Raw genomic sequence first — 12,397 nt, forward strand, 5'->3', positions numbered from 1 at the left:
GCAGTTATGTTTCTACGCGCACCAGTGTCGCCACCGACTCATGACTGACATCGTCCAGCCGCTCGACCGAATAGGCAACCCGTACAGTCGAGCCAAGATGCTCTCGCCAGAAACGATGCGGCACGATGAAAATCAGCGGTTTGCCAGCGGTTTCCCGAGTGATTTCACGGTCATCCCGATGATTGAAAAAATCACCATCGCACTTGAGGTAGACCAACTCACCCTCTTGTGTCCGGGCATTGCCAATCACCACGGTGACACCGTCAATTGAATCTGCCATCGACAGCACCCCGTCATCAGCCTCAAGCACGTCGGGCGCATCCAGGTCGCCATGCACGAACGGGGTGATGAGAACTCTTGCAGGCTCCGATTCGCGCATCGCGCCACTCGCTTGCTCGACTCGATAGCGCACCGTCACTTCGCCACCGAGATGAGCTGCGATGTATTCAGGAGCAACCCAGAATGACAGGATGTCTGCGACAGCGAAGGCTTCGACCTTCAGTCGATCCTTGAACGACAGCGGTGATGCGTCTCCAGACCACATCAACGTGACCTGATCGCCTGCGGCCATCCGTGCGTAAGGCTGGAGACTGATGAGCGCGCCTTCCATTGCGCGCGCCGGATCCAGCGCTCCACCAACAACGCCAGCGATACAGGGAGCCAGCAACTGCGGTCGCGCATCCCCTACGGTCAACTGCAAACGGGCAGAAGATGCAGGTTCAGACAGGCCTGCGCTGACAAGTGTCCAGTAGACCTCCAGCGAACCGCCATCCAGCGCTGCGATGTGCAGACCTTTGACAACGAAAATGACGTCTTTGCCTACCTGGGCTTCGCTGACAAAGCGAACCATTTCATGTTGATAAACAAAGCCCTCGATATCCAGACCGTCCCAGCTCAACAGCAACTGATCCCCATTCGCCATGTTTGCATAAGGTGCGATACGTACGACGACTTCGCTCAGCGAAGGATCGAGCACGGCCCCCTCCAGAGAATCGAGCATTGCTGCAGGCAACAGTTCATTGGTCGTACCGGGACTGGCGTGGTGACGCATCCGGTAGCAAAACTCGATTTCGTGAGTGTTCATTCGTAGCTCCATTCCTTGGATATAACGCTGCCTTCATTGACGGCGTCGACAGCCAACATTGAACGCGATTGCTCATCCCGTCGCTATCAGCCCAATACGTCGCAGCCATAGAGCAAAAGCCGCAACTGCGGTAGGCAAGTAACGCAAAATCAACTTCTGTCAGGCGGAAGACGGCCAGAACTTCCGATTTGGATTTCATAAACATCCGAAACTTCGTACGCCCTCTAGTCCAGATTCAACGGCCTAGTGAAGCCTCTTCGTACTTCTTCAACGAGTTGTGTGTTTTAGAGTGGCCCACAGATTTCCCGACAAACTTCTGAGAAAAGGTAAGAACATGCAACGGAATGCTACAACTCGTTATCCCATCCTGTTGGTGCACGGCCTGTTCGGGTTCGAACGTATCGGCCATTTCGAGCTGTTTCATGACGTCAAGGACGCTCTGAAAACGGCTAACAACCGAGTGTTCGTTCCGCACCTCTCCGCCACCCACAACAACGAAGTGAGGGGTGAGCAACTGCTCGCCCAGATTGATCGTGTCCGGCGAGGCACAGGCGCCAGCAAAGTCAACCTCATAGGGCATAGCCAGGGAGCATTGGCTGCTCGATACGCTGCGGCGCTCGCGCCACACGCGGTAGCCTCGGTGACTTCGGTCAGCGGCCCGAACCACGGATCGGAGCTGGCTGATTTCCTGCGCAAGGCACTGATTCCAGGTCGGCTGCCGGAGGCCGTCGCACAGAATGTGGCGACACTGTTTGCCGACTTTCTCTCGATGCTCAGCGGCAATATCACGCTGCCGCAGAGCGCGTTGGCGGCGCTAAAGGCGCTCACAACCGAAGGTGTGGGCGACTTCAACGACAAGTTTCCGCAGGGACTGCCCACCACTTGGGGCGGGCACGGTCCGGCCCAGGTCAATGGTGTGCACTATTACTCTTGGAGCGGCGTCCTGCCGGCAGCCGGCCTGCCAACTCTCGACCCGGTTCAAGGCGTTTGCCGGGCGCTGTCACAATATTTCATAACTGAAGGGGAACAGAATGACGGCTTCGTCGGGCGTTTCAGCTCTCACCTGGGCCAGGTCATCCGTTCCGACTATCCTCTGGATCACTTGGCCAGCCTGCGCCGCCCGGCCGTGGCCGTCATCGTGCCGCCAGACCCGATTGAACTTTACGTTGAACATGCCTCACGCCTGCAAGCGGCGAATCTGTAATCAAACTGCAGACGACCGAACGGAACTTTGCCGAGAATTCGCTCACTGAATCCGGTAGGCTCCACACTTTACTGAAATAGATTGGAGAGTTTTCTCATGGCTAAAGCCACTGCCCGCCACATCCTGGTTTCCGATGAAGCCAAGTGCAACGAACTCAAGGCCCAGATCGAAGGCGGCGCCGATTTCGCCGAAGTCGCCAAAGTCAATTCCACTTGCCCGTCCAGCCGTCAAGGCGGCGATCTGGGATCGTTCGGTCCAGGCCAGATGGTCAAGGAATTCGACACCGTGGTATTCAGCGCGCCGATCAACACTGTGCAAGGCCCAGTGAAAACCCAGTTCGGTTATCACCTGCTGGAAGTCACCAGCCGTCAGGACTGATCCGTCGCCTGATGGTTGTTCAACGGCCCGCCTTTTGGCGGGCCGTTGTGTTTCAGTAACACATACGGCTGGCGACTGGCGCGCCTCTCGCGTACAACTTGCGCTTATCGATTACCCGGTTCCAAGGCTGACAATGCGACTGGTTTTCCCCACATTGATGCTCACCGCCCTCGCCCTGCTTTACGGCGCCGCTGGTGCAAACGCGACACCGCAACATGCGCTCACCGTCTATGGCGAGCCCGCCAAATATCCTGCCGGTTTCAGTCATTTCGACTACACCAACCCACTGGCCCCCAAGGGCGGAACGATGCGCCGTTCGGCGATCGAGATCGGCCATTTCGACCACATTCTTCCTTATATAGACAAAGGCATCGGTGTCACCCAGATCGACGGCCTTCTGTATTCGCCGCTGGCCCAGCGCTCGATGGACGAACCGTACACGGTCTACGGTCTGGTCGCGCAAAAGATCGAGCGCTCCGACGACGGCCTGTCGCTGCGCTTCTTCATCAATCCCAAGGCACGTTTCGCCGACGGCAAACCGATCACGGCCCAAGACGTGCGCTACACCTACGATCTATTGATGACTCAGGGCAGCCTGCGTTATCGCACGCAGTTCGCTGACGTCAAAGGCGTCGAAGTGGAAGCTCCGCTGACGGTGCGTTTCGATTTCAAGAACAACGAAAACCGCACCCTGCCGCTGGATATCGCGACCCTGCCGGTCTTTCCCGAGCATTGGTGGAAGAGTCGTGACTTCGCCGGCGGCGGCGGATATGAACCGCCGTTGGGCAGCGGCCCTTACAGGGTCGGTAAAGTCGACTCCGGGCGCAGCATCACGTTCGAGCGCAATCCCGATTGGTGGGGCAAAGATCTGCCCGTCAGTCGCGGCCTCTACAATTTCGACCACTTCAGCATCGAGTACTTCGGCGACACCGACGTCGCCCGCCAGGTATTGCGCGGCGGCGCCTATGACTACAACCGTGAGTTCTCCGCCACCGGTTATTCGATTGGCTACGACAGCCCCGCCCTGCGCGACGGGCGCCTGCAAAAGGCCCATTTGGCCACCGAAGCACCGCAGTCAGCTCAGGGTTTTGTGTTCAACCTGCAAAAGCCCATGTTCCAGGATCGTCGCGTGCGTCAGGCTCTGGCCATGCTTTGGGATTTCGAATGGAGCAACCGGCAGATGATGCGCAACCTCTACATCCGCCAGCAGAGCTATTTTTCCAACACGGACCTGGCGGCCCGGAAGTTGCCAGATGCCGCTGAGTTGAAGATTCTTGAACCGCTACGCGCACAGGTTCCCGAAGAGGTCTTCACCAAGGTCTTTGAAGCGCCGAAAACCGATGGCAGTGGAATAATCCGTGATAAACAGCTGCAAGCTCTCGAACTGCTGGAGCAAGCCGGCTGGAGACCCGATGGCGATCAACTGGTGAATGCCAAGGGCGAGCCGCTCAGCTTCACTTTTCTGGTCAGCCAGAACGGCATGGATCGCCTGCTGCTGCCGTATAAACGCACGCTCAAACAGATCGGCATCGACCTCAACATCCGTCGCATCGACTCCTCGCAATACGTCAACCGCTTGATGAGTCGCGACTACGACATGATCGTCACCGGTTATCCCGTCAGCTCGTCCCCAGGTGGCGAGTTGCTCAACTACTTCGGCTCAGCATCGGCCAACGATCCGGGAGCCAACAACTACATGGTGTTGAAGAACCCGGCAGTCGACACGCTGATCAACGGACTCATCCGCGCCTCGACCCAATCCGACATGCTGCACTACGCCCACGCGCTGGACCGGGTACTGCAATGGAACTACTACTGGATCCCCAACTACTACCCGCCGGGAACGTCGACAGTCTGGTGGAATCGTTTCGGCATTCCATCGGTTCAGGCCAGCAATGACGAAGCCATCGAGAGCTGGTGGGAAATCAGCCGGACGCCGCTGACCAATCAACAGATGACCGCTGAAAAAATCACACGCGCCAGACCCGGAGGACCGCACTGATGTGGGGTTACATACTGCGGCGCCTGCTGCTGATCATTCCGACGCTGGTGATCATCCTGCTGGTCAACTTCGTGATTATTCAGGCCGCACCCGGCGGGCCGGTCGAACAGGCCATTGCGCATCTGCAAGGCATCGGTGGCAGCGGCAACGTCGGTGGCGGCTCAAGCGAAACCATGAGCACTTCACGCGCCAGCCGTGGCCTCGATCCGCAACTGATCAAGGACATCGAAAAACAGTACGGCTTCGACAAACCGGCCCCTGAGCGTCTGTGGCTGATGCTCAAGAACTACGCGCAACTGGATTTCGGCAAAAGCTTTTTCCGTGGTGCCACGGTCACCGACCTGATCCTGGAAAAAATGCCGGTCACCATTTCCCTCGGACTATGGGCGACGCTGATCACCTATCTGATTTCGATCCCGCTGGGCATTCGCAAAGCCGTGCATCACGGCAGTCATTTCGATATCTGGAGCAGCACGGCGATCATCATCGGCTATGCAATGCCGGCGTTCCTGTTTGCGATGTTCCTGATCGTGCTGTTTGCCGGTGGCACCTCGCTGAACTGGTTCCCGGTGCGCGGGTTGGTGTCGGACAACTTCGAATCGCTGTCGACACTGGGCAAAGTCGCCGATTATTTCTGGCACCTGGTGTTGCCGGTGACCTCGCTGGTGATCGGTGGTTTCGCGACCTTGACGATCCTGACCAAGAACTCGTTCCTCAATGAAATAACGCGTCAATACGTGGTCACCGCCCGGGCCAAAGGCCTGAGCGAGCGCCGGGTGCTCTACGGACATGTGTTCCGCAATGCGATGCTGTTGGTGGTGTCGGGCATACCCCAAGCCTTTATCAGCGTGTTCTTCGCCGGATCTCTGCTGATTGAAGTAATTTTTTCTCTCGACGGCCTCGGCCGCATGAGCTACGAAGCGGCTGTCTCGCGGGACTATCCGGTGGTGTTCGGCTCGCTGTTCATCTTCACCCTGTTCGGCCTCTTGATAAAACTGATCGGTGATCTGTGCTACACGCTGGTGGATCCGCGCATTGATTTTTCCGCGAGGAACGCCTGATGCTCAATCTCTCCCCGCTGGGTCGTCGCCGTTTCGAGCGATTCAAGAAAAACCGCCGTGGCTGGTGGTCGTTGTGGCTGTTTATCGGTCTGTTTATCTTGACCCTGGGCGGCGAACTGATCGCCAATGACAAGCCGCTGGTGGTCAGCTATCAGGGCCAATGGTATTTCCCGGTATTCAAGCGCCACACCGAACAGGCCTTCGGCGGGCAACTGCCGTTCCAGGCCGATTATCGCAGCGACTACGTACAGAACCTGATCCACAAGGACGGCGGCTGGTTGCTGTTTCCGCCGATCCCGTTCAGTGACGACACGCCTAACTATGACCTGGACAAACCCGCGCCAAGTCCGCCGACATCGGTCAACTGGCTGGGCACCGACGATCAGGCGCGGGATGTCTTGGCACGGGTGATTTTTGGCGCGAGGGTGTCGATCCTGTTTGCGCTGATGCTGACGTTTGTCAGCGCATTGATCGGTATTGCGGCTGGCGCATTGCAAGGCTACTACGGTGGATGGGTCGATCTGCTGGGGCAAAGACTGCTTGAGGTTTGGTCGGGGCTGCCGGTGCTGTACCTGCTGATCATCCTCTCCGGTTTCGTCGAGCCGAATTTCTGGTGGCTACTGGGGATCATGGCGCTGTTTTCATGGCTGGCGCTGGTCGACGTGGTGCGTGCCGAGTTCCTGCGCGGGCGCAATCTGGAATACGTCAAAGCTGCGCGTGCGTTGGGCTTGAGTGACCGCAAGGTGATTATCCGGCACATTCTGCCCAACGCCATGAACGCCACGCTCAGCTATCTGCCATTCATTCTGACCGGGGCGATTTCCACGCTCACTGCACTGGATTTCCTCGGGTTCGGCATGCCCGCCGGCAGTGCTTCGCTGGGCGAGCTGATCGGTCAAGGCAAACAGAATCTGCAAGCACCGTGGCTGGGCTTGACGGCGTTTTTCACCCTGGCGCTGATTCTTTCCCTACTGGTGTTCATCGGCGAAGCGTTACGCGACGCATTCGACCCACGATCCTGAAGCGTGACCATGACTGACAACCTGATTGAAATACGAAACCTCAACGTTGCCTTCCAGGGTCAGACCGTGGTGCGCGACCTGTGTCTGGACATCCGCCCCGGCGAGTGCCTGGCGCTGGTGGGCGAATCGGGCTCGGGCAAATCGGTAACCGCCCATTCGATTCTGCAATTGCTCCCCGATTCCGAGGCGCAAACCACCGGCAGCATTCGCTATCGCGCACAGGAACTGATCGGCGCTGATCCCAAGGTTCTGCGTGAACTGCGGGGCAACCGCATCGCCATGATCTTTCAAGAGCCGATGACCTCGCTCAACCCATTGCACACCATCGAAAAGCAGATTGGCGAAACCCTGCTGCTGCATCGCGGCCTCGGTGGCAAAGCGGCGCAAAAACGCATTCTCGAACTGCTCGCACTGGTGGGCATCCAGAAACCCAAAGAGCGGCTCAAGGCGTATCCGCATCAGTTGTCCGGTGGGCAGCGCCAGCGGGTCATGATCGCCATGGCCCTGGCGTGCGAACCGGAACTGTTGATTGCCGACGAGCCGACCACAGCCCTCGATGTCACCGTGCAGCGCAAAATCCTGCTGTTGCTCAAGTCCCTGCAACACCGCCTCGGGATGTCGCTGCTGCTGATCAGTCACGACCTCAATCTGGTGCGCAGCATTGCTCAGCGCGTCTGCGTAATGAAGGCCGGTGAGATCGTCGAGCAGGCGCCGTGCGAAACCCTGTTCAACGAGCCCAAACACCCTTACAGCTGCGTCCTGCTCAACGCCGAACCCGAAGGTGAAGCACTGCCTAGGGATGAGCGCGAGAATGTGCTGGAAGTCGAAGATTTGCGGGTCGAGTTTGTTGTCGGTGGCGGGCTGTTTCAGCGCAAACAGTATCTGCGTGCGGTAGACGGCATCAGCCTGAACATCCAGCGCGGCAAGACGCTGGGGATCGTCGGCGAGTCCGGATCGGGCAAGTCGACGCTGGGTCAGGCCATCCTGCGTCTGCTCGACTCCAAGGGCAGCATCCGCTTCCAGGGCGAAGCACTCGACAGCCTCAATCAGAAGCAGCTACGACCCTGGCGTCGGCAGATGCAGGTGGTGTTTCAGGATCCGTTCGGCAGCCTCAGCCCGCGAATGTCGGTGGCACAGATCATCAGCGAAGGCCTGGAGGTGCATCGCGATTCCACCGCCGATGAATGCGACGAGCAAGTGATCCGCGTGCTCAAGGAGGTCGGCCTCGATCCGCAGAGCCGACATCGCTATCCCCACGAGTTTTCCGGCGGGCAACGCCAACGCATCGCCATCGCCCGCGCACTGGTGCTGAAACCGGCGCTGATCCTGCTGGATGAACCGACTTCGGCACTGGACCGTACGGTGCAGAAACAAGTGGTCGCCCTGCTCCGCGATCTTCAGGAAAAGTACGGGCTCACTTATCTGTTCATCAGCCACGACCTGGCGGTGGTCCGCGCCTTGGCCCACGACATGATTGTGGTCAAGGACGGCAAAGTGGTCGAGCGCGGCGCCAGTCATGAGGTGTTTGATTCGCCGCAGCATCCGTACACCCAAGAGTTGTTGGCGGCGGCGCATTCGAGGTAGGCATAATCGGCGCACGACTTGAAACCGTTTCTAGAACATCGCTGGCAGGCCAGCGCCCACAGAGTCTTCTGTTGTAGACATAATTTGTGAACGCCCGTGAAACCTGTGGGTGCGGGCTGCCCGCGAAAGGGCCGGTACTGGCAACACACAATCAGGATCAGTCTGCACATGAACACCACCGAAAGCCTCAAGGACTACCAACGGGTTCGCACCCTGGCGATCCGCTCGCTGTTCGAAATCATCGAGCAATCGAGCGAAGGCACGGTAATTGTCGACCGCGATGCCAACATCGTCTGGATGAACGAGCGTTACGCCCGGCGGTTTGGCCTGGAGTCCGCCGCAGGCGCGATCGGCAAGCCTTGTGAAAGTGTGATCCCCAGCAGCCTCTTGCGTGAGGTGGTGCGCACCGGACGGCCGATTTTGCTCGACATGCAAGACACGCCAAAAGAACCGTTGGTGGTAATGCGTCTGCCGATTCACGACGACGCCGGCACAGTCATCGGCGCGATAGGCTTCGCCCTGTTCGATGAGTTGCGCACACTGTCCCCGATGCTCAAGCGCTACCTGAGCATGCAGGAAGAACTCGCCTCGACCCGCTCACTGCTGCGCGCACGTCAGACCAAATACAACTTTGCCCACTTCATCGGCACCAGTGCGGCCAGCCTCGAAGTCAAACGCCGTGCGCGGCGCAGCGCCAGTGCTGATTCGCCCGTCCTGCTGCTCGGTGAAACCGGCACCGGCAAGGAGCTGCTGGCTCAGGCGATTCACAGTGCCTCGCCCCGGGCGCACAAAGCTTTCGTCAGCATCAACAGCGCGGCGATTCCGGAGGCGCTGCTCGAAGCCGAGTTTTTCGGTACCGCCCCTGGCGCATTCACAGGCGCCGACCGTAAGGGCCGCACCGGCAAGCTGCAGATTGCTCAGGGGGGCACGTTGTTCCTCGACGAAATCGGCGACATGCCGCTGCCGCTGCAAAGCAAATTGCTGCGGGTGTTGCAGGAAAAGGAATTCGAACCTGTAGGCTCCAACGAAGTGATCCAGAGCGATGTGCGGGTGATCGCGGCGACCTCCACCGACCTTCAAGCAGCGATCAAGCGTGGCGAGTTTCGCGCGGACTTGTATTACCGCCTCAACGTGCTGCCGATCCAGGTGCCGCCGCTGCGTGAACGACTCGACGATTTGCCCGCGCTCAGCGAAGCCATTCTCGAAGAGCTGCGCAGTCAGCATGAACTGCACCGTGAAGCGTTGGCATTACTGGGGCAACATGCCTGGCCGGGCAATATTCGCGAGTTGCGCAATGTGCTGGAGCGGGCGGCGTTGCTCAGTGATGACTTGATGCTGACGCAGAGTGACATTCGTGCGGCTGTCGGCACGTTTACTCCGGTTGAACGTGCGACGACGCCGACGGTTGAAGCGCTGACCGAGGAGACATTCGCTCAGGCGCGAGAACGGTTTGACCGACAGTTGATTCAATCTGCCCTGGCGCAATGCGCGGGGAAGGTGCCGGAGGCAGCGGCTCGGCTGGGGCTCGGGCGGTCGACGCTGTACAAGAAAATGCTGGCGCTGGGGATCACAGAGTCTCAACAAAGAGACTTAACTCTCTGAAGAAAGACAAAATTCAAAGCACCGCTGGCAACCCAGTTCCCACAGGCTGATCACTGCGTCTGCAGGAGCAGACTTGCCAGTGAAGACACCCGCACACCCCATAAAAATCTCAAAACATAGACTAGATATTGTTTCCACCCTTCTGAAAACTCATTAAACCCATACATTTCAATACGTTACGAACCTGGCACAAAACTCGCTATAGCCTCTCCCACACCCGTTTCACCCACAAAAATAACAATTCTGGAGAGACACACCATGAGTGTGATCATTGCCTTGGCAGCCCTCGCGTTGCTGATGCTGGCGGCCTACCGCGGCTACAGCGTTATTCTTTTTGCCCCGATTGCCGCCCTCGGCGCAGTCCTTCTCACCGACCCCTCCGCCGTAGCGCCTGCGTTTACCGGGGTGTTTATGGAAAAAATGGTCGGTTTCATCAAGTTGTACTTCCCCGTTTTTCTGCTCGGTGCCGTGTTCGGCAAGTTGATCGAGTTGTCGGGGTTCTCGCGATCGATCGTCGCGGCCGCCATTCGCCTGCTAGGCACCCAGCAGGCCATGCTGGTGATCGTGCTGGTCTGCGCACTGCTCACCTACGGCGGCGTTTCGTTGTTCGTGGTGGTGTTTGCGGTTTATCCGTTTGCGGCGGAGATGTTCCGCCAGAGCAATATTCCCAAACGCCTGATCCCGGCGACCATCGCCCTTGGTGCATTCTCGTTCACCATGGACGCCCTGCCCGGCACGCCGCAAATCCAGAACATCATCCCCAGCACCTTTTTCAACACCACCGCATGGGCGGCGCCGTGGCTGGGTTTGGTCGGCACGATCTTCGTCTTCTGCGCTGGCATGCTGTTCCTGCAGCGCCAACGCAACAAGGCCCAGCGTGCAGGTGAAGGTTACGGCACGGCGTTGCGCAATGAGCCGGAAACGGCTGAAGACCTCAAGCTGCCCAACCCGTGGATTGCGCTGTCACCGTTGCTGGCGGTGGGCATCATGAACCTGCTGTTCACTCAGTGGATTCCGCAGTGGTACGGCAAGACCCACAGCCTCGCGCTACCGGGCATGGCCACGCCCGTCACCACCGAAATTGCCAAACTGACAGCGATCTGGGCAGTCCAGGCCGCGTTGCTGATCGGTATCGTGATGGTGCTGGTATTCGGGTTCAAGGCGATTCGCAGCAAGTTGGCCGAAGGCAGCAAAAGCGCGGTCAGCGGCGCGTTACTCGCTGCGATGAACACCGCTTCCGAATACGGTTTTGGTGCGGTGATCGCTTCGTTGCCGGGCTTTCTGGTGCTGGCCGACTGGCTCAAGCAGATCCCCAATCCGCTGGTCAACGAAGCCATCACCGTCACCCTGCTGGCGGGTATTACCGGCTCCGCGTCGGGCGGCATGAGCATTGCGCTGGCGGCGATGTCCGAGCAGTTCATCAGCGCCGCGCACGCAGCGAATATTCCACTGGAAGTGCTGCACCGCGTGGCCGCCATGGCCAGCGGCGGCATGGACACCCTGCCGCACAACGGTGCGGTGATCACGCTGTTGGCCGTGACGGGCCTGACGCACCGTGAAGCCTATAAAGACATTTTCTGTATTACGCTGATCAAGACCCTGGCGGTTTTCGTAGTGATCGGCACTTTCTACGCCACTGGCATTGTGTGAGGTATTCATGACGACTCTTACGGGCAAGACCGCACTGGTGACCGGTTCCACCAGCGGCATCGGTCTGGGCATCGCGCTGAGCCTGGCCAAGGCTGGCGCCAACCTGATCCTCAACGGTTTCGGTGATGCCTCCACAGTCATCGCCGAAGTCGGCCAATTCGGCGGCAAGGTCGGCCATCATCCGGCCGATGTCAGCGACCCGGCACAGATTGCCGACATGATCGCCTACGCCGAGCGCGAATTCGGTGGCGTCGACATTCTGGTCAACAACGCCGGCATCCAGCATGTCGCTGCCGTGGAAGAATTCCCGATCGAGCGCTGGGACTCGATCATTGCGATCAACCTGTCTTCGGTGTTTCACAGCACTCGCCTTAGCTTGCCGGGCATGCGTGCCAAAGATTGGGGGCGGATCGTCAACATCGCGTCCGTACATGGCCAGGTCGGGTCCACCGGCAAGGCTGCCTATGTGGCGGCCAAGCACGGGGTGATCGGCCTGACCAAAGTGGTGGGCCTGGAAACCGCGACCAGCAATGTCACCTGCAACGCCATCTGCCCGGGCTGGGTGTTGACGCCACTAGTGCAAAAGCAAATTGATGACCGCGCGGCCAAAGGCGTTGACCCACAGCAGGCGCAGCATGATTTGCTGGCCGAGAAGCAGCCATCGCTGGAGTTCGTCACGCCCCGGCATTTGGGTGAATTGGTATTGTTCCTGTGCAGCGAGGCTGGCAGCCAGGTGCGCGGCGCGGCGTGGAATATTGATGGTGGGTGGCTGGCGCAATAAGCCGCGATACCTTCAGAAAACAAGAGGCA

At 58.8% G+C, this 12,397-nt stretch carries 10 protein-coding genes; 9 read left to right on the plus strand and 1 reads right to left on the minus strand.

The features are described from left to right. Positions 1-4: 4 nt before the first annotated feature. Positions 5-1,084: a hypothetical protein gene (locus tag AACY50_RS23755; RefSeq protein ID WP_339433154.1), complete on the minus strand. Its 1,080-nt coding sequence runs from the start codon at positions 1,082-1,084 to the stop codon at positions 5-7. Between the two features lie 334 nt (positions 1,085-1,418). On the opposite strand from AACY50_RS23755, the gene AACY50_RS23760 reads away from it, so the two are divergent. The 9 genes from AACY50_RS23760 (at position 1,419) to hbdH (ending at position 12,368) form a co-directional block, all read left to right on the plus strand. Beyond that, entirely contained in the window at positions 1,419-2,288 is an 870-nt protein-coding gene (locus tag AACY50_RS23760; protein ID WP_339433153.1) for a lipase family alpha/beta hydrolase, read from the plus strand. Between the two features lie 96 nt (positions 2,289-2,384). Beyond that, on the plus strand, positions 2,385-2,666 hold the full coding sequence (locus AACY50_RS23765; RefSeq protein ID WP_339433152.1) for a peptidylprolyl isomerase: 282 nt from the start codon (positions 2,385-2,387) through the stop codon (positions 2,664-2,666). A 133-nt stretch (positions 2,667-2,799) separates the two neighbouring features. Continuing rightward, positions 2,800-4,668, plus strand: a complete 1,869-nt coding sequence (locus AACY50_RS23770) for an extracellular solute-binding protein (RefSeq protein WP_339433151.1) — start codon at positions 2,800-2,802, stop codon at positions 4,666-4,668. Further along, positions 4,668-5,729: a microcin C ABC transporter permease YejB gene (locus tag AACY50_RS23775; RefSeq protein WP_339433150.1), complete on the plus strand. Its 1,062-nt coding sequence runs from the start codon at positions 4,668-4,670 to the stop codon at positions 5,727-5,729. Before AACY50_RS23770 ends, AACY50_RS23775 begins: the two co-directional genes overlap by 1 nt. Further along, positions 5,729-6,751, plus strand: a complete 1,023-nt coding sequence (locus AACY50_RS23780) for an ABC transporter permease (protein ID WP_339495983.1) — start codon at positions 5,729-5,731, stop codon at positions 6,749-6,751. The genes AACY50_RS23775 and AACY50_RS23780 overlap by 1 nt, the downstream gene beginning before the upstream one ends. A gap of 9 nt (positions 6,752-6,760) precedes the next feature. After that, positions 6,761-8,335: an ABC transporter ATP-binding protein gene (locus AACY50_RS23785; protein ID WP_339433148.1), complete on the plus strand. Its 1,575-nt coding sequence runs from the start codon at positions 6,761-6,763 to the stop codon at positions 8,333-8,335. A gap of 168 nt (positions 8,336-8,503) precedes the next feature. Continuing rightward, positions 8,504-9,937, plus strand: a complete 1,434-nt coding sequence (locus AACY50_RS23790; protein ID WP_339539246.1) for a sigma-54 interaction domain-containing protein — start codon at positions 8,504-8,506, stop codon at positions 9,935-9,937. 258 nt (positions 9,938-10,195) lie between these two features. Next, complete coding sequence (locus AACY50_RS23795; protein ID WP_339433146.1) at positions 10,196-11,587, plus strand: GntP family permease; 1,392 nt, start codon at positions 10,196-10,198, stop codon at positions 11,585-11,587. A 7-nt stretch (positions 11,588-11,594) separates the two neighbouring features. Continuing rightward, entirely contained in the window at positions 11,595-12,368 is a 774-nt protein-coding gene (gene hbdH, locus AACY50_RS23800; RefSeq protein WP_339539247.1) for a 3-hydroxybutyrate dehydrogenase, read from the plus strand. The last annotated feature ends 29 nt before the right edge of the window (positions 12,369-12,397 follow it).

The organism is Pseudomonas sp. RA_15y_Pfl2_54, assembly GCF_963971015.1.
Taxonomy (GTDB): Bacteria; Pseudomonadota; Gammaproteobacteria; order Pseudomonadales; family Pseudomonadaceae; genus Aquipseudomonas; species Aquipseudomonas baetica_A.